Source organism: Nocardia sp. NPDC003979, assembly GCF_053605015.1.
Map to the genome: position 1 here is coordinate 478,759 of NZ_JBSGIJ010000002.1, position 18,045 is coordinate 496,803.

Sequence of the window (18,045 nt, forward strand, 5' to 3'; positions counted from 1 at the left end):
GGGACCGGTCGCTATGGTCGAGCGTTGACCTGTTGGTCGCCGGAGGGGGAGATCATGGATGTTCGGGTAATGCGGTCGCGCAGTGTGACTTTCACCCTGCCCGCCTTGGTCGCGGTGGCGCTGGTGTCGGCCGGGTGCAGTGCGCCGGGTTCGGCCCAGCGCCCGACGACCACCACCCGACCGCCGGTAACCACCCCGCGCGCCACCACCTCCGCGCCCGCCACCACCAGCACCGCCGCCCGCCCGGCCTCGGTGGGGGTCTGCGTGGAGACGGCGACCAACAAACGGGTGGCCGACGACCGGTGCGACACGTCCGACGCGAGCTACAAACGGTTCTGGTACAAGCACACCGACACGCTGGTGTACCCGGCGGTCGGTGCCGCGATCGTGCTGGCGGCGGGCAGTTTCCTCCGGCCGAGCACCGGCGACGTCTACGACCGCGGGGCACCGGTCGCGGGCGGAACGGTCCTGCGCGGCGGGCTCGGGCAGCGACCCGACTCGAGCGGTGGCGGCGGAAGTTCGGGGTCCTGACTTACGCCATGTCCGCGGCCGGTGTCGCCTCCTTCGCTGCTACGCGTGTGCCGAGTTCCCTTGCCGCACTGCGGTGGTGGTCGATCAGCACGTCGTAGATCTCGGCGAGTGCCGCCAGTTGCGAGCGGTCGAGCACATCGATCATGTGCCGTCGCACGCTGCGGACATGGGCGGGAGCCGCCGTGGTGAGCAACTGACCGCCCGCGCTCGTCAGCCGCGCGACGGTGCGGCGCTGATCGTGTGGCATCGTCTCGCGCACCACCAGCCCACGCTTCTGCATGCGGGTGATCTGGTGTGAGAGTCGGCTCTGCGACCATTCGAGCGCACCCGCCAGGTCAGCGAAGGTCAAACGCTGGCCCGGTGCGTCCGCTAGGTACACCAGCACGGAATATTCGACATAACTGAGATTGGCCGCCCGGCCGGCGTCACGCCCGATCGCCGCGGCGATCAGGTCGCGGGTACGGACATAGCCCAGCCAGGCGCGCATTTCGACATCATCGAGCCACTGTGGATCGGTCACGATCGAGCTCCAGATTCGCCGGTGCAAGCTTCGGATTGAACGGCGCACGCCCACCACCGCCCGGGAGAATGGGTAGCACCGTTTGTGTTGAACGTGCAACCTCGACTATACTTTATGTTGAGTAAGGTTTGCCTAATACGCAGGTCGGCGGCCGGTGGTGGATAGGCTCTGCGATGCTCTGCCCACCTGCCTGAAGGAGTGCGATCCGTGACCGCGCCGGAGTTCCGCTATTCCGATCTGCTGCCGATCGGCGCGGACGACACGCCGTACCGTCTGCTGACCACCGAGGGGGTCAGCACCTTCGAGCACAACGGCCGCACCTTCCTGCAGGTAGAGCCCGAAGCCCTGCGCCTGCTCACCGAGACGGCGATCCACGACATCAGCCACTACCTGCGCCCCGCGCACCTGCGGCAGCTGCGCAAGATCATCGACGACCCGGAGTCCTCGGGCAACGACCGTTTCGTGGCGCTCGACCTGCTCAAGAACCTCAACATCTCCGCGGGCGGCGTGCTGCCGATGTGCCAGGACACCGGCACCGCGATCGTGATGGGCAAGAAGAGCGAGGGCGTGCTCACCGGCGCCGACGACGCCGAGTGGATCAGCCGCGGCGTGTTCGACGCCTACTCCCGGCTCAACCTGCGCTACTCCCAGCTCGCGCCGATAACCATGTGGGAGGAGAAGAACACCGGTTCCAACCTGCCCGCCCAGATCGAGCTGTACTCCACCGAGGGCGACGCCGACAACCCGGTCTACAAGTTCCTGTTCATGGCCAAGGGTGGCGGTTCGGCCAACAAGTCGTTCCTGTACCAGGAGACCAAGGCCGTCCTGAACCCCGAGCGCATGCTCGAGTTCCTCGACGAGAAGATCCGCTCCCTCGGCACCGCGGCCTGCCCGCCCTACCACCTGGCCGTGGTCATCGGTGGCACCAGCGCCGAATTCGCTTTGAAGACAGCGAAATACGCCTCCGCGCACTACCTGGACAACCTGCCGACCGAGGGTTCCATCACCGGTCACGCCTTCCGCGACCTCGAACTGGAGGAAGAGGTCTTCCAGCTCACCCGTGAGTTCGGCATCGGCGCCCAGTTCGGTGGCAAGTACTTCTGCCACGACGTGCGCGTGGTGCGCCTGCCCCGCCACGGCGCCTCCTGCCCGGTCGCCATCGCGGTGTCGTGCTCGGCCGACCGCCAGGCCCTCGCCAAGATCACCAAGGACGGCATCTTCCTCGAGCAGCTGGAAACCGAACCGGCGCAGTACCTTCCGGAGCAGACCGAGGACATCCTCGGCGGCGACGTGGTGCAGATCGACCTGAACCGCCCGATGGACGAGATCCGCGCCGAGCTGTCGAAATACCCGGTGAAGACCCGGCTTTCGCTCACCGGCCCGCTGGTCGTTGCCCGCGATATCGCGCACGCCAAGATCAAGGAACGCCTCGACGCGGGCGAGCCGATGCCGCAGTACCTGCGCGATATGGCCGTCTACTACGCGGGCCCGGCGAAGACGCCGGAGGGTTACGCCTCCGGCTCGTTCGGTCCGACCACCGCCGGGCGCATGGACTCCTACGTCGACCAGTTCCAGGCCGCGGGCGGTTCGATGATCATGCTGGCCAAGGGCAATCGGTCCGCCCAGGTCACCAAGGCGTGCAAGGAACACGGCGGCTTCTACCTCGGTTCCATCGGCGGCCCGGCCGCGCGCCTGGCCCTCGACTGCATCAAGAACGTCGAGGTGCTCGAGTATCCCGAGCTCGGCATGGAGGCGGTCTGGAAGATCGACGTCGAGGACTTCCCTGCCTTCATCGTCGTCGACGACAAGGGCAACGATTTCTTCGCCGAGACCTCCAAGCCGATCGCCCTGCGCGTGCGTACCCGTTCCAAGGAACGCGTGTAGAGACCCGCTCCCGAGGACCCCGGCGGCTGCGTCTTCGCGGGCGCCGGGGTCTTCTGGTCGTGCGTCCAGCCGTCGCGGTGTAACGTGACCGGCGACATACGGTGAACGGGGTGGCTATGCCCGCTGGAATTCCTGGGGGCCGAGTGGCGCGCGGCGCCAAGCTCGGACAGTTCGCCGCGGGCCAAGCGGTGCGCGGGGTCGGCAGACGACTGTCGATGATCGGTCGCACCGAGGAGGCCAGGCAGGTGCTGGCCGAGCGCTCGGCGATGACGACCGCGCAGCAGATCGTCACGGTCCTCGGCAGCATGAAGGGGTCGGCGATGAAGCTGGGGCAGATGGCCTCGGTGCTCGACCTCGACTTCGTTCCCGAATCGCATCGCGAACATTTCCGCGCCCAGTTGGCCGCACTGCAGGACAAGGCGCCCGCGGTCGCGTTCCCGACCATGCGTGCGGTGATCGAGGAGGATCTCGGACCGCTCGGCGGCGTCTTCGCCGACTTCGACGAGACCGCCATCGCGGCCGCGTCGATCGGTCAGGTGCACCGGGCCACCCTGCGCGACGGGCGGGTGGTCGCGGTGAAGGTGAAGTACCCCGGGGTGGAGCGCGCCGTCCACGCCGATATCGGCAACCTCGAATTCCTCAGCAAGATGGGCAGATCCGTGCTGCCGAGCATGGCCGACACCGGCGTGCTCGAGGAGATCGCCGACAACCTGCGCAGCGAACTGGACTACGAACGCGAGGCGCGCACCCAGCGCCGGGTGGCGCGGCGGTATCGCGGTCACCCGTTCATCACCGTGCCCGACGCGATCGTCGAACACTGCTCGCACAATGTGCTCGTCACCGAATACGTCGAGTCGCAACCCTTTTCGCACATGCGCACGCTGCCCGACGCCGACCGCGACCACCTGGGCGAACTGATCTACCGGTTCTACATCTCCAGCCTGTTCGTCGACAACGAGTTCTGCGGCGACCCGCATCCGGGCAATATGCTGCTGGCCGCCGACGGAAAGCTCGCCTTCGTCGACTTCGGCCTGTACAAGCAGATGGACCCGGCGCATGTCGATTTCGAGCGCGACGTGCTGCGTGCGGCCGCCGAGGGGCGCGGTGAGGACCTGTACACCGCGTGGGTCGACCGGGGGATCATCGATCCGAGCGCCGGGGTGTCGGTCGAGGAGAGCCTGGCGTACGTGTGGGCCGCCACGGGCTGGCACCTGCTGGACGAGGACGTCACCATCACTCCCGAACTGGCCACCGGCGCACTGCTGCTCGCGGTCGACCCGCGTTCGTCGCAATTCCACGGCATGCACCGGCAGCTGCTGCCGCCGGAGCACGTGTTCTCCCGCCGGGCCGACCTGTTCACCTTCGCCACCCTCGGCCAGTTGCGGGCCACCGCGAACTGGCACCTGCTGGCCCGCGAATGGCTCTACCGCGAGCCGCCCGTCACCGAGGTCGGTCGCGAGATCGACCGGTGGCGCCGATCCGGGTGAGGCGAACCGCGCCGAAGCGGGGTCGATAGGATTCCGGCATGCACTCTGTTCTCCGCATCCTGGTCGGCGTGAGCGCGGTCGCCGCGATGACGGCCACCGGCACCGCGACGGCCGACCCCGATCAGCGCGAACAGGTCCAGTCCGCCGCGGGCACCGAGGGCCTCGACCCACCGCTCGCCCTGGCCTACACCCTGGCCGAGCAGCAGGCCCACGCCGAGGGCGTGCCGCTGTCGGTCACCTCCGGTTACCGCACCCCCGAACAGCAGGAAGCGCTGTGGCAGGACGGCCTGGCCACCCACGGCACCCCGGAGGAGGCCCGCCGCTGGGTCCTCCCGCCCGCCGAATCGACCCACGTCTCCGGCCACGCGGTCGACGTCGGCCCGCAGATCGGCGCCCAGTGGCTCGAGACCAACGGCAACCGCTGGGGGCTGTGCCGGACTTTCGACAACGAGTGGTGGCATTTCGAGTTGGTGACGGTACCGGGGACGCCGTGCCCGCCGACCGTGCCCGACGCGAGCATGCGGTAGGTCGACCGGCGGGTCTTGTCTGTCAGTGCAGGGCGGCGAAGAACGTCCGGATGTCGGCGACATGTGCCGCCGGTTCCTCCATCGCCACGAAATGGTTGCCGGGGTTACCCGACGGCCAGTGGGTGATCTTGTTGTCACGTTCGGCGAGCTTGCGCATGAGTGGTGAGCCGCCACCGTAGACGCCTGTCGGCACCAGGTTCTGGCCGGTCGGCCAGTCGAAACCGCCGTCACGCAGCCCGTTGTACATGGGCCACGAGGACGTGCCGGTGGTCTGGGTGAACCAGTACAGCGACACCGTCGTGAGCAGGTGGTCCCGGTCGATCACGTCCTCGGCGAGCTCGGCCATGGGCGTGAACTCCTGGAACTTCTGCATCATCCACGCCAGCAGCGCGACCGGGGAATCGTTCCAGCCAAGCGCGAAGGTCTGCGGTGCGGCACGCAGCAGGGTGTGGTGGTCGACGCCGCCGGTCATCCACAGCTGCATCTGGTCCCACTCGGCGCGGTCCTCGTCCGACATCGTGGGCACGTCGGCCTCGGTCGGCATGCCGATCCCGCCGTCGAGATGGACCCCGATCACGTGCTCCGGGGCCGCGAGCGCCATCTCCGGTGCGATGTAGGCGCCCAGGTCACCGCCCTGCGTGCCGTAGCGCTGGTAGCCGAGCCGGTCCATGAGCTGCGTCCACATCCTCGCCACTCGTGCGGTGGTCATCCCGGCCTCGCGTGGAGCCTGGGAGAAGGCGAAGCCGGGGACCGACGGGACGACGACGTCGAAGGCCAGGGCGGGATCGAGACCATGGGCGCGGGGATCGGTCAGCGGGCCGATGACCCGGGTGAATTCGGCGAAGGTGTTGGGCCACCCGTGGGTGAGCAGCAGGGGCACCGCGTCGGGTTCGGGGGAGCGGACGTGGACGAAGTGCACGTCGAGGTCGTCGATGGTCGTCTGGAACTGGGGGAAGGCGTTGAGTGCGGTTTCCTGTGCCCGCCAATCGAATTCGTCGGCCCAGTAGGTGGCGAGCTCGCGCAGGTACGTGACGGGCACGCCGCGTTCCCAACCGTCGCCCGGCAGTTCGGGGGTCCATCGGGCTCGGGCCAGCCGGTCGCGCAGGTCGTCCAGATCGGTCTGCGGGATGTCGATGCCGAAGGGGCGGACAGTCATTCGGAACTCCTCGTGATCGGGGTGAACCCGACGCTACGAGGCATCTAGGACAGGTTCGGTCCTAGATGTGCGCGAGAATCGACATCATGACTGACACCGCCGCCCGACTGCTCCGATTGCTCTCGCTGCTGCAGATGCCACGCGAATGGCCGGGCAGCGAACTCGCCGACCGCCTCGGCGTCACCGATCGGACCGTGCGCCGCGATATCGACCGGTTGCGAGAGCTCGGCTATCCGGTGCTCGCCGCGCTGGGCGCGAGCGGTGGCTACCGTCTCACCGCCGGGTCGGCGCTGCCGCCGCTGGTGCTCGACGAGGACGAAGCGGTCGCGGTGGCCGTCGGGCTACGAGTCGCCACCGGGCAGGCGGTCGGTGGGATCGAGGAGGCGTCGGTGCGGGCGTTGACGAAACTCGAGCAGGTCCTGCCCGCGAAGCTGCGCCGGCGGGTGCGGGTGGTCGGTACGGCGGTCGCGGTCCGGGTGGGTGAGGGGCCCGCCGTGGAGCCGGAGGTCCTCACCACCCTCGCCGCGGCCGTCACCAACCGGGAACGACTGCGCTTCGGCTACTTCGACACCGACGGCGCCGAGTCACGCCGCCATGTCGAACCGGTCGGCGTCGTCGCGTCCGGTCGGCGCTGGTACCTGGTCGCCTACGACCTCGACCGAGACGCCTGGCGCACCTACCGCGCCGACCGAATCGCCCACCCGCACCCGACCGGTGCCCGGATCACCGCGCGCGAGCTACCCGCGGCCGACGCCGCCGACTATGTGGCGGGACGCCGCACCGACTGGGCCACCGCCCCGTACCGGGCCGACGTCACCATCGACGCCCCGCTCGCCCGGGTCACCGGCCGACTCGGCGAGGACCCCGCCACCTTGCACGCCACCGGTGCCACCACCTGCCGCCTCACCGGCGTCCGCGACGACGACCCCGAGTGGCTTGCCCGGCAGTTGGTTTCGCTCGGAGTCGCGTTCCGGGTACACGACTCGCCCGAACTGTCCGCGCGACTGCGCGCGATGGCGGAGCGCATCGGGCACGCGGTGGGGTGAGGACCGCGTCAGGGCCGGGCCGCGACCGCTTCCACCTCGAACAGCACATCGGGGGTGGCCAGCGCCGCGACACCGAGGAGTGTCTGGGTGGGCGGGGTGGTGCCCCAGTGCTCGGCGACGGCACCGGCGATCGGACCGAGTTTAGTGACATCGTGGTTCACCACGTAGGTGCGCAGCGCGACGACGTGGCCGAGATCCAGGTCGTGGGCCGCCAGGGCGGTGGCGATGTTGTCGAAGGTCCGCTTCACCTGGTCGGCGAAGTCATCGGAGACGACCGCACCGTCGGCGTCGGAACCGTACTGGCCGGAGACGAAGACCAGCTCGGTGCCCGCCGGGACGGCGGCGGTGTGGCTGTAGCCGAACGGAACCGGATTGTGCAGGCCGTCGGGGTTGACGATGGTGTGCGCCATGCGAGGCACCTCTCGTGTGATGGGTCGTTGTGACGCTGATGAGCCTGTCAGCAATACACGACATCCTCTGTCGTGTATTCCGGGTAATCTTTCGGCTGTGCGCGCCGACCGGCTTGTCTCCCTCGTGCTGCTGCTGCGCAGGCACGGACGGCTGACCGCGGACGTGCTGGCCCGCGAGCTGGAGGTTTCCACTCGCACTGTGCTGCGCGATATCGAGGCGCTCTCCGCGGCCGGCGTGCCGGTGTACGCAGAACGCGGCAGGCACGGTGGATTCGCCCTGCTCCCAGGCTTCCACACCGAACTCACCGGGTTGAATCACGACGAGGCGCTGGCGCTACTGGTCGCCGGATCACGGCGTGGGGCACAAGCTTTCGGCCTCGGCGGTGCGCTGGCGTCGGCCATGCGCAAGGTCGTCGACGCACTGCCCGAGAGCTATCGCGACACCGCGACCGGCGCCGCCCGTCGCCTGCTCGTCGACCCCGAGACCGACCTCCTGTCGCGTCGCGTCGCGCCCGAGGACCTGCCCGACGCCGTAGTGGCCGAGGTCCGCCGCGCGGTGCTGACCGGTCACCGATTGCGCATCAACTACGCCGCCGTCGACCGATCCGCCCAGTGGCGAACCGTGGACCCGATCGGCCTGGTCACCGTCGCCGACCAGAGCTATCTGCTTGCCACCAGGTCGGGGGAGGACCGCACATACCGCCTGTCGCGCATCCTCGACGCGGAAGAACTGCCCGAACCCGCGCAGCGGCCGGAGCACATCGACCTGGATCAGGCCTGGAGGGAACGCAGCACCCGGTTCCGTGCCGGCAGCGACCAGGTAGCCGTCGAGGTCCGGGTGAACCCCACCCGCCGTGCGGAACTCATCGGCACGGCGGTGTCACTTCGCTCCGAAACGGCCGAGTCCGACGGCAGGCTCCGCCTCGAGCTGACCTTCCAAGATCCGCGTCATGCCGAATGGGCACTCTGGCAACTCGGCACCCATGCGGAAATCCTCGCACCGCGATGGCTGCGCACCACCCTGCACGACCGCGCGACCACGCTCGCCACCCACTACCGGTCGTCCTGAGGCGCCCCTGCACTCATTCAGGGGTGGAGCCGCGCCGACGATCGCACCAGCCGGCCGCCGCTCCTGCGCGACCATCGGTGCGTCCCCGGAACTCGATGCGGAGTGCACTGTGCCGAGTTCCGCGTGCGCCGGTGGCTTCACCCGACCGGCGCCGGTTGTCCTGGCATCCCTTCCAGCGTGAGTCCACCCTCGATGGTGTTGGGGAGGCGGCGGCGGTTGGGGGAGCCGAGGGCGGTGGTGAGGTCGCCGCCGTCGTGTTCGGCGAGGAGTTCGCCGCTGTCCCACACCAGAAGGGTCGCGCTCACGGTGTTCTCGGCGGTGGAGTGGGCCAGGTCGTAGTGGGCACAGCCGGGGACGTGGGGGTAGGTGATCCACAGGTCGTAGCCGGTCATGAACAGGTCGAGGTCGAATTGCACACTGAGGCCTAGCAATTCGCTGCGGCCGTTGTCGTCGACGCCGGCGAAGGCCTCGTCCAGCGCCAGCAGGCGTGGGGCCTGCGGGTCGGCGGAATCGAGCATCACGTGGGCGGCGGCGAACAACGGCAGGTGCAGTGACACCGACTGCTCGCCACCGGAAAGCGCGCTGTGGCGGGCGACGGTGAGCTTGTCCTCGGAGCCGTCGCCGGAGATCAACGTGAACGAGAACACCCGCCACGATCGGTAATCCAGGGTGGCGGCGAGGATTTCGGGGTAGGAGCGTTCCGGGTGGGCGGCACGGGCGGCCCGGATCTCGGCCGCGAAATGCGCGCGGACCGCACCCAGATCGTCCGGGCTCAATGCCGAAGTGTCGCGGTCGAGGAGTTTGCACATGGCGCGCGCGGCCTCCGACAGGCCGTCGGCCAGTACCCAGTGCACGCCGATGGTGTTGCCCGACGACATCCGCCGCTGCTTCATCTCCGCACCCATGCGGGAGATGAGTTCCCTTGCGTCGGTCGTTCTTTCGTGGATCTGCTGGGCCAAGCCGGTGAGCAACGCGTCTTCGAGGATGCGGCGTTCGGCGTCGGTGAGCAGCAGTTCCTGGTCGCGGCGTGCGGCGTCGATGCGCGCCGCGAAATCGGCGAGTGCGGTCTGGCCGTTCTCGTCGTGCACGGCCACCACGGTGAGCCCGTCGGCGGCGTCCCAGTGCAGACGATAGTCGCGGCCGGAGGCGGTGAGCGCGGCGTCGAACTCCTGTAGTGCGCTGGTCACCGCTGATCGGGTGGACTTGCGCCCGGCCTCGGTGGCGCGAACCTGTGCGGTGGCGGCATCCAGGTCGGCGAACAGGGCCGCCACCTCGTCCGGTAAGACCACCGGATCGGTTTCCGGGCCCGCGGCGACGATGCGGTACTGCAGCTGCTCGGGTGTCGACCAGGCGGCCTCGCTGCTCGGCCACCGGTGTTCGACCGACGCGCCGAGCAGGCTCAGCAGGTCGGGCCGCGCGTACGGAGCCAGCGACCGCACTTCCGCGAGCACCTCGGTGAGCGCCGTGGCGAGCGCCTCGTGCGCCGTGCGATACGCCGCTTCCGCATCGCCCACCGCCTCGATCGCCGCATTGGCCGCCTTGCGCGCGGCCCGCTGCTCGGCTTTCGCGGCTTCGATGGCCGCACGCGCCGCATCCAGCTCTCGGTCGATGTCGGCAGCACTGGCGCCCAACGATTCTCGCAGCGTTTCGAGCTTGCGCTGCTGCTCGGTATATCCGGCGCGGGCCGCCTCGGCCTCCTCGGCGAATGCCTCCGCCAGGGCACGGGCCTCGTCGTGCCGATCGGCGCCCTCCCGTTCGCGCTCACGTTCCCGCTCGTGCTCGGCACGCAACCGCAACAGTCCGGTGCCGGTGTTCTCGAAATGCCGGATCGCCGCGGCCAGCGCGTCGAGTTCCCGTGCCTCACGCGGTGTGCGATGCGCCTGCGCCGCCGCCCGCACCTTCTTGTCCTGGGCAGCCACCTCGGCCACGGCCTGATCGAGCTCCCGCTCGGCCTGCGCCGCGGCCTCCACCCGCGACCGCATCAGTCCGGCGGTCTCCGCGACCGCCCGAAGTGCGGCGGTCACCGCCGAAGGTCGTGGCAACGACTTCGACGCAGCGGTGAGCTCAGCCAATCGCGCTGCCGCCGAATACTCTTCGGCCCGAGCCGCCTCGTATTCCGCGCCGGCCGCCTCGATCGCCGCCTCGATCTCGGCGAGCCGCAACGCTCGCCTGCGCGCCCGCGCGGTCGCACCGATGAACTCGGCCTGGGTCTTGTGATGCCTGCCGACCAGGACACCCAGTCGAAAGTGGCCCGCTGTTCCGATCACCACGGGGCAGGCCTCGGCGGTCAGCGCACTCAGCGTGGCGCCTGGCATAGTCCGTCCCATGCCTTCGCCGTCCGCAACACCGGCGCGATGCGCACCCGTCGCCGCGACTGTCGTCGATTTCGCCCCGCCTGCGCCGGGTGCGGAGTCTGCTCGGGCCGGCGTGGTCGGCGCCGGGTGCGTCTCGGCGGCTTCATAGCCTGAGTGGTCGTCGGCTGCCGTAGGGGCGGAGCTGTCCGATTCAGAGAGGAGTTCGTCGAGGGCGATGGAGGCGAGCACGGCAGCGACCGTGTCCCTCGGGACCTCGACCTCGGCCGTATTCTCCTCCACCACAAGGACATCGGCGAGGGTGCGACCGGTCGGGCACTGGTCGGGAGGCAGTGGGAGCAGGAAGTGGTCGGACTCGACCTCGGCGGGCATGGTCGACCCGCAGATCCAGCTGTCCAGCAGTCCTGCGGCCTGCAACGCGGCCTCGATCCCGGCGGCCTCCTGCGCGGACACCGCATCGCCGAAACGCACAAGCTTCCACAGCGGCGCACCCGGAAGTTCTTCACGGGCACCGGTTCTGGTCGTCGACGGCGGGGGAGCGTCGTCGTGCTGCGCCGCGATCTGCTTGCGTTCGGCGGTGAGTGCGTCGCGTCGCGCGGCCGCGGCATCAGCCCGCGCCCGCACCTCCTGCCGTCGAGTGCGGAGCTGCTCGCGTAGCGGCTCGATTCGCTCCGTCAAAACCTCTGCGGCAGAGGGAATATCCTCTACTCCGGCACCGGCGAAGGCGGTCTCGAGCGCCTCGAACAGTCCGGCGTCATCAGCGAGGCCGGCGAGGACACCGGAGTTGGTCTTCCACCAGGCCCGTAGGTTTGCAGCAGACTCCTTGCGCGCCAAGGCAACCGCGGCTTCCGCGTGGGCGACTTCGGCGGCTGCGGCGTCACGCAGCTCGATCGCGCGTTCGGCGAGGCGCTCGGCGCGGGTTCGGTCGGCGGCGGCGGATTCCCACTTGCTCACCGCCTTGCGGACCGCGCGCACGTCGGCGTCGCGTTCTTCGGCGTGGCCGCGGACGGCGGCGGTGAACTGGTCGCCCCGGCCGTCGGTACCGGGCGTGGTCCACTCGATGCCCGCTTCCTCGGCGGCCGATCGGAGGGCCTCTTCGCCGCGCACCAGCGCGGCGGCGGCGGTGCGTACCGCTTCGGCCGCCTTCTCGGCTTCCTCGGCGCGCCGCTGCAACGTCTGCGCCGCTTCGGCGGCCTTGTCGCGGTGGGCGGCGGCGGAGGTTTCGAGCCGGCGTACGGCGTCGGCGAGGTCGTCGAGTTGCTGTTTGCCCTCGTAGGCGCTGGAGCGCTGCAGGTTCTCGCGGTCGGCGATGGCCTGTTCGTAGGCGCGGTCGGCTTCCTCGGCACGGGCCTCGGCGGCGGCACGGTCGGCGTCGCGGCGGGTGCGTAGGGCGGTCGCGGCGAACAGGGCGGTCGAGGCATTGGTGACGGCGTCGAGCCGGGTGCGCACCTGATCGACGTCCGACTTCGCTTGCACCGCGAGGTATTTGCGATACACGTCGACGAAGCGCCGGGTGGCGGTGTCGGCCTGCACCAGCCCGTCGAGAGTGCGGCCCACTTCCTCCATATCGCTGAACGAACGCGCCGCGTCGAGGATGAGTTGTTCGTCGAGGGGCCGCAGACCGTCGGTGAGGGCCTGGGACAACCCGCGCGGGTCGAGGTTCTTGGCGAGCTGTGGGCGGCGCAGGGTGAGGATCAGGTTGATGAGCTGGTCGTAGCGCTGCATACCGAGCCCGAACATGCGGGCATCGATCGCGGCCCGGTATTCGACCGGCCGGTCGACGATGGCGTCGCTGCCGATCTGCTCGGCGAGCTGTTTGCGGGTGAGCGGGCGGTCGTCGGGACCGATGAGCGAGAAATCGACACCCGCACGGCCGTCGGCGACGAAATACCAGCGCGTCACCTTGTCCGAGGACCGGGTGGCGCGCATCCCGATACCGACCGTGACGACCTCGGGATCTTCCCAGCTGCCGCGCGCGAATTCCATCCACACATACGAGTACGCCGATTCCTGCTTGCGGTAGAGCAGGTTCGACTTCATGGTCCGTTCCTCACCGGCGAACGGATTGAGCCTGCGCGGCTCGATCCGCCCGTCCAGCACGAACGGGAACAGCACCTCGAGGGCCTTGGTCTTGCCGGAACCGTTGGGTCCGCGCAGCACCAGGCGTCCGTCGGCGAAACAGAACTCCTGGTCGCGGTAGTCCCACAGGTTGACGATGCCCGCGCGGGTCGGGACGAATCGCACTCCGCCGTGAATGAGCGTCATCTGCTCAGCTCCCTCCCACTCCGGTGCCGACTTCCGCGGCGGTGACGAACAATTCCTCGGTCTTGCGCACCCGTACCGTGACGACCGCACCCCGGTATCTGGCCAGCGCGGGTAGCACGAGCAGACCGTCCTCGACAGGCCTGATCAGCCGCAACTTGGTCAGCAAGGCCAGTACCTCGGCAGTGAGGCCGGCGGCGTCGGCCTGCCACTGGGCGGCGAAGGTGGCACCGTAGCGATCGGTGAGCGCGGTGACGGTGGTGCGCACCCACGCATCGTCGAGGAATGGATAGGTGTCGGGTTCCTCGGCGACCTCGTCGTCGGAATCCGTTGCCGGGTCGGGTGTTTCGTCGGCCAGCGGGACGAACACCCCCGCCTGGGGGATCGCGGTGTCGAGCTGGTCGAGGAGTTCCTCGGCCGGATCGAGGTCGGGCAGTGGCCGGTGCGGCAGCGGGTTGTCCAGATCCAGCACCGCGTCGGCGATCTCGCCGATCAGCAATAACCCCACCTGAGCAAGGGTGCCCGTGCCGGGGAACCGGGTATCCGACAGGCGACCCGACGTGTCGATGAGAGCGACACCTTCGGCCCGCCGTTCGGCCCGCAGTCCGGTGCAGTACTCCACCTCACCGATCAGGCGCTCCTGACCGAGCAGCGCCCGTTCGGCGGGCGTCAGATCCGCGAGATACACGACCGGCCGCTCCACCAGCGCACGCCGCACCCGGCGAGCGACGTCGGCCGCCACCTCGGTGTCCTCGGCCAGCAGACCACGCACGCTGTGCAGGTGCTGCAATGCCCGCGGCGGCCGGAACAGCGCGAACACCACCGGGCGGTCGATGTCGTAGAGCGCTTCACCCGCGTCGGGGTCGCTGGCCCACCCGCTCGCGTCACCGTCGGCCAGGGTCAACGCGCCGCGCGCACCGAGCCAGCCGACGGCGTCGACGAAGGCGTCACGATCGGCCGCCCGCTCGGTGGACAGTTCGAGCCCATCGATGCGGCTCGCGTAATCGGCGACATGCTCTGCCAGTTCCGACAGGGTGATCTGATCACCGGCCCGCCCCAACGCGGCCAAGGCCAGCGACAGATAGGCGTAGCGCCGCCGGTCGAACACCCGATCGTTGACACTGCGCGCGGGCCGGGCATCCTCGAGCCGATCGTGTACCGGATACAGCCGCGCCGTCGTCTCGGTGATCTCCACCCGATACCCGAACAGTTCGGCCATGTCCTCGCGCAGTTCGGTCGCCCACCGCCGGACCAGCGGCAACGCGATTCGGTCCGGATAGACCCGCGTGACAAGGTGATTGGCCAGCATCACCCGGACCGCCCGCTGGTAGCTGTCGAGCGCGAGCGCATCGATCCGCTGCCGCTTCACCGCTTGGTCCTCCGCCCCGTCGAACCCTGTACTTCGAGGCGCCGGTTGTTCAAGTGAAGCAATCCCGCCGCCGTGCGGATGACCGTCGACCCGTCGCACGGGCGAACCGTCAGGGTGACGCCGTTGTCGGAACCCGTTGTGCCCTCGACCCGTCCGCTCACCGGCACCCAGGCTGTGGAGGCCGCGTCCAGCAGGCGCAGCAGCACCTCGGTCTCGCGCTGGTCGAGTACCCGTTCGTGCACGTTGCCGGTGGACAGGGAGGCGGCGGCCGCCGCGCGTTCGCGCTGGGCGGCGAGTTGCGCCTCACGCAGGCGGCGTACCCCGGCGTCGTTGCGTGAGATCCGGGCGGGCGCGCCTGCGGCGGGGGCTCGGCCGGTTTCGGCGAGGGTGCGGGAGATCTCCAAAGGTGGTGCGTCCCACCAGGATCGGTCGGCCGGTACCAGGTCGGCGTCGGGGTGTTCCAGCGACAGGTGCCGTGGTTTGCCGAGGCCGAACACCGCGTCGTACAGGGCATGCGCACTGTCCGAGGTGGGGGTGGCGACGAACCATGCCGCCAGGTGGCGCAGCGCCGATTCCCGGCTGATCCCGCCCCGGCGGGTCTCGGTGACCCGGCGCAACAGCGACAACACGGCCGCGATGGCGCTCATCGTCGCCTCCCGCAGCCGGTCGGCCTCGCACGACTCGCCCGGCTCGGTGCCCGCGACGAACCAGGTGCGCAATCCGTCCCAGCGGGCGCGCCAATCCGCCTCCCGCTCGACCGAACTCAGCAGCACCCGCTCGTCGCACCCGGCCGCACGACCGATCAACGCCTCGACCCCGGTGTCCTCCACCTCGCCGATCGCGGCGGCCAGGCGCGGCGCGAACCGGGCCAGATCCATGCTGAACTCCCGCATGTGCGCGAGCAGCGCGTCCTTGTGCGCCAGAAACGACTCGGGGGTGATCTCGGTGGTCCGCACCAGGTCGCCCAGCGACAGATAGAAGTGCGCGGCGCGTGCCGCCATGTCGGTGAGCGCGGCGTCCAGCCTGCGCAGGGTGGTGTAGACCCGCTCGGCGTCGCCCTCGCGATTGGCGGTCGCCAGAGTGCGCAGGTCCGCGAGGAGTTCGGGGAGCACCAGCCGCGACAGCGACGCGTCCTCCATCCGCGCGGACAGCACCCCGGCCACCGCCTGATACGCCTGGAAACCGGCCTGTGCGAACTGGTACACGTAGTGCCGGTTGCGGTACTCGGCCAGCGTGGCCGCCCGGGTGCCATCGTAGCTGCGCTCGAGCACACCCCAGCGGTGCAGTTGCTCGAGCAGCGGACCGATCTCGGCCGCCGACAGCGGCACCCCCGCCGGAGCGGGCCCCTGCGTGCCCGCCTCGGCCTTGGCGATCCACTCGGCGACATCGTCGGCGTGCAGCAACACCACGTACGCCGCGCGCGCACTGTCGAAGGCGCGCAGAACCCGCAGGTAGTCGGCGCGTTTCTCGGCGGTGGCGAACGAGAACAACCGCAGCCGCTCGTCCCAGAGGGCAGGGACGGCGCTGGGCAGGCCGTCGGCGCGGTGGTCGGTCACCGTAGACAGATTAGTGGTGACCGAGCACTGCTCCGACCGACCCGCCCCGGATCGGCGTGGCATCGCCGCCGCGCTCACCCGACGTTGAGCGAGCGCAACTGCTCGAGGAACGACTGGGTACGCGGATCACCGGGGAAGCGTTCGATGATCTCGCGCGCCGCCTCGCCCGCGATCCAGGCCAGCGACGGCAGCGACTTGCGGCCCGCCGTGAACGCCGCGACACCTTCCTCCACCGCGCGCTCCAGATCGCGATCACGCACCGCGACCACCGCGAGCGTGAGCCGGGCCTCCGACACGCGCATCGGATTGCGCACACTGCCGTCGGGCCGCGTCGAATCCTTGATCACCTGCTGGGCATAGCGTTCGGCCAGCCGGTCCTGCCCGGCCACCCGGCAGCAGTCCATGGCGTAGAAGTCGAATTTCGTTGCGTCGACGACGAAGTGGTTGTCCAGATCGGCCGGATGACCCATCCGCGCCAGGATCGCCCGGCCCTCGTCGAGCGCCGTCTGCACCGCCCGGCGATCGCCCAGGCGCGCCCAGCCCTTGGCGCGTTGCGCGGCCAGCTGCACCCCGACACCCATCGACGTGGTTCCCGCCATCGCCTTCTCGGAAACATCGATGGCGCCGCGAAAGTTGCCCTGGGTCAACGCGAACCACGCCGACATCTCCGCCGCCCAGCCGACGATCTCGGGATTGCCCGCCTCCCGGCCGAGCGAATCCGCCGCGCGCCGAGTGGCTTCCGCGCCGGCCCGGTGGCCGAGGTCGTAATCGACGCAACCCACCAGCAACGCCACCCAGCCGGCCAGTACGAGGATCTCCCGATGCTGGCTCAGAGTGAGTCGGCCGTCGAGCAGCGAGGTGATCCGGCGCAACCACGCGGTTCCCTCGGCGTGCAGCTCGTGCGGGTCGGCATAGGCGTACTCGCAGCACAACCGTTCGGCGGTGATCCGCACCGCGTCGAGGGTGGCGCTGTTGACATCGGACATGCGTAGCCTGCCGATGAATTCCAGTGTGTCCATACCGGTTGCGGATAACAGCTCGTCATCGCGGTTGGGACGGGCTTTGGGGAAGAACGCGGCGGGGACGGTGTCGAACGCGGCCGCGATGATCGGCGCGTAGAACTCGTCGGGTCGTGATTCACCGGACTCCCAGCGGCGCCAATTGCGCAGCAGAGTACTGTCCGTCGGCAGGTTGTGTGAGGACTTGGCACGCATCGCGCGGACGGCGTCGGCTTGCGACCATCCCCTCGCGTCACGTTCCGAGCGCATCCGGACAGCCCAGACGGGTCGATCATCAGTTGCGGTCACGGCCGTAGTATTCCACCAGTTAACGTTCGGCGTCCCGGATAGGGCATGTAGATGTCATCGGTTTGACATCTGCTACAACGGAGGACGAATGCGCATGCTGTAAGTAGGTGCTCGGCCGGACCGATCACCCGCCCCGCAGGAGAGCTTGCGAGGCAACGCAGTACCCCCGCGCGGCGGCTGGCGCCGCGCGGGGGGATCCGACAACAGAACAGCGATCCCAATCCAACGGAGGTTCGGGTGGAAGCGTTGATCTATGGATACTTGCGTGACGATCTGGCCGAGGGCCAGGGCGATCAATTGGAGGATGCGCTACGCAGCCTCGCGGCTACAGCGGGGATGTGTTTCGCCGCGACGTTCCATGAATCGACCGCGGGTGACGGTGCGGCCTTCGCCGAGCTCACCCAGGAATTGAAGCGGGCCGACGCACACCACGTGGTGGTCCCGTCGCTCGATCATCTTGCCGGGCAGACGATTCCGCGCGACATGCTGATCGCCAAGCTGGCGCACGAAGCCGCCGCCCAAGTCCTCACCCTGGAGCGCTGAGATGGCGGCCTCCGACACCGAACCACCATCCTGACGGCGGCGGCCCGAGCGGGCCGGTGCGTCGGG

14 protein-coding genes are annotated in these 18,045 nt (G+C 69.3%); 7 read left to right on the plus strand and 7 right to left on the minus strand.

Annotation, left to right across the window (positions count from 1 at the left end; genetic code table 11):
* The first annotated feature begins 54 nt into the window (after window positions 1–54).
* Window positions 55–531, plus strand: a complete 477-nt coding sequence (locus tag ACWEVR_RS05840; RefSeq protein ID WP_157104740.1) for a hypothetical protein — start codon at window positions 55–57, stop codon at window positions 529–531.
* Between the two features lies 1 nt (window position 532).
* On the opposite strand, the gene ACWEVR_RS05845 is transcribed toward ACWEVR_RS05840, so the two are convergent.
* Entirely contained in the window at window positions 533–1,051 is a 519-nt protein-coding gene (locus ACWEVR_RS05845) for a MarR family transcriptional regulator (RefSeq protein ID WP_439262480.1), read from the minus strand.
* A gap of 207 nt (window positions 1,052–1,258) precedes the next feature.
* Here ACWEVR_RS05845 and ACWEVR_RS05850 point away from each other — a divergent pair, with 207 nt between their 5' ends.
* From ACWEVR_RS05850 to ACWEVR_RS05860, 3 genes are all read left to right on the plus strand, one after another.
* Entirely contained in the window at window positions 1,259–2,935 is a 1,677-nt protein-coding gene (locus tag ACWEVR_RS05850) for a fumarate hydratase (protein ID WP_174550282.1), read from the plus strand.
* A 116-nt stretch (window positions 2,936–3,051) separates the two neighbouring features.
* Entirely contained in the window at window positions 3,052–4,422 is a 1,371-nt protein-coding gene (locus ACWEVR_RS05855) for an ABC1 kinase family protein (protein WP_452466163.1), read from the plus strand.
* Window positions 4,423–4,460: 38 nt separating this feature from the next.
* A complete protein-coding gene (locus tag ACWEVR_RS05860) occupies window positions 4,461–4,949 on the plus strand; it encodes a M15 family metallopeptidase (protein WP_245655199.1) in 489 nt (162 codons plus the stop codon).
* A gap of 22 nt (window positions 4,950–4,971) precedes the next feature.
* Here ACWEVR_RS05860 and ACWEVR_RS05865 read toward each other — a convergent pair whose 3' ends face one another.
* Window positions 4,972–6,105, minus strand: coding sequence for an epoxide hydrolase family protein (locus tag ACWEVR_RS05865; RefSeq protein WP_452465999.1), 1,134 nt, complete (start codon window positions 6,103–6,105; stop codon window positions 4,972–4,974).
* Window positions 6,106–6,191: 86 nt separating this feature from the next.
* Here ACWEVR_RS05865 and ACWEVR_RS05870 point away from each other — a divergent pair, with 86 nt between their 5' ends.
* Window positions 6,192–7,151 carry a helix-turn-helix transcriptional regulator gene (locus ACWEVR_RS05870; protein WP_452466000.1) on the plus strand — a complete coding sequence of 320 codons (960 nt, stop codon included), beginning with the start codon at window positions 6,192–6,194 and terminating at the stop codon, window positions 7,149–7,151.
* 8 nt (window positions 7,152–7,159) lie between these two features.
* Here the strand turns inward: ACWEVR_RS05870 and ACWEVR_RS05875 are convergent, their stop codons facing one another.
* Window positions 7,160–7,561 (minus strand): RidA family protein, encoded by a 402-nt coding sequence (locus ACWEVR_RS05875; protein WP_452466001.1) that lies wholly within the window; start codon window positions 7,559–7,561, stop codon window positions 7,160–7,162.
* 97 nt (window positions 7,562–7,658) lie between these two features.
* On the opposite strand from ACWEVR_RS05875, the gene ACWEVR_RS05880 reads away from it, so the two are divergent.
* Complete coding sequence (locus ACWEVR_RS05880; RefSeq protein WP_452466002.1) at window positions 7,659–8,630, plus strand: helix-turn-helix transcriptional regulator; 972 nt, start codon at window positions 7,659–7,661, stop codon at window positions 8,628–8,630.
* Between the two features lie 137 nt (window positions 8,631–8,767).
* Here ACWEVR_RS05880 and ACWEVR_RS05885 read toward each other — a convergent pair whose 3' ends face one another.
* The 4 genes from ACWEVR_RS05885 to ACWEVR_RS05900 form a co-directional block, all read right to left on the minus strand.
* On the minus strand, window positions 8,768–13,207 hold the full coding sequence (locus ACWEVR_RS05885; RefSeq protein ID WP_452466003.1) for an SbcC/MukB-like Walker B domain-containing protein: 4,440 nt from the start codon (window positions 13,205–13,207) through the stop codon (window positions 8,768–8,770).
* A 4-nt stretch (window positions 13,208–13,211) separates the two neighbouring features.
* Entirely contained in the window at window positions 13,212–14,573 is a 1,362-nt protein-coding gene (locus ACWEVR_RS05890) for a TIGR02678 family protein (RefSeq protein WP_452466004.1), read from the minus strand.
* Window positions 14,570–16,069, minus strand: a complete 1,500-nt coding sequence (locus tag ACWEVR_RS05895; RefSeq protein WP_452466164.1) for a TIGR02677 family protein — start codon at window positions 16,067–16,069, stop codon at window positions 14,570–14,572. Before ACWEVR_RS05895 ends, ACWEVR_RS05890 begins: the two co-directional genes overlap by 4 nt.
* Window positions 16,070–16,203: 134 nt before the next feature.
* Window positions 16,204–17,436, minus strand: a complete 1,233-nt coding sequence (locus tag ACWEVR_RS05900) for an XRE family transcriptional regulator (protein WP_243749666.1) — start codon at window positions 17,434–17,436, stop codon at window positions 16,204–16,206.
* Window positions 17,437–17,673: 237 nt separating this feature from the next.
* On the opposite strand from ACWEVR_RS05900, the gene ACWEVR_RS05905 reads away from it, so the two are divergent.
* Window positions 17,674–17,979 (plus strand): hypothetical protein, encoded by a 306-nt coding sequence (locus tag ACWEVR_RS05905; RefSeq protein ID WP_067492061.1) that lies wholly within the window; start codon window positions 17,674–17,676, stop codon window positions 17,977–17,979.
* Window positions 17,980–18,045 lie beyond the last annotated feature (66 nt).

Excerpts from the sequence above, each read along its gene's own strand:
- ACWEVR_RS05840 (WP_157104740.1), top strand. The coding sequence starts at position 55 with ATGGATGTTCGGGTAATGCGGTCGCGCAGTGTGACTTTCACCCTGCCC.
- ACWEVR_RS05855 (WP_452466163.1), top strand. The coding sequence starts at position 3,052 with ATGCCCGCTGGAATTCCTGGGGGCCGAGTGGCGCGCGGCGCCAAGCTC.
- ACWEVR_RS05860 (WP_245655199.1), top strand. The coding sequence starts at position 4,461 with ATGCACTCTGTTCTCCGCATCCTGGTCGGCGTGAGCGCGGTCGCCGCG.
- ACWEVR_RS05865 (WP_452465999.1), bottom strand. The coding sequence starts at position 6,105 with ATGACTGTCCGCCCCTTCGGCATCGACATCCCGCAGACCGATCTGGAC.
- ACWEVR_RS05870 (WP_452466000.1), top strand. The coding sequence starts at position 6,192 with ATGACTGACACCGCCGCCCGACTGCTCCGATTGCTCTCGCTGCTGCAG.
- ACWEVR_RS05875 (WP_452466001.1), bottom strand. The coding sequence starts at position 7,561 with ATGGCGCACACCATCGTCAACCCCGACGGCCTGCACAATCCGGTTCCG.
- ACWEVR_RS05885 (WP_452466003.1), bottom strand. The coding sequence starts at position 13,207 with ATGACGCTCATTCACGGCGGAGTGCGATTCGTCCCGACCCGCGCGGGC.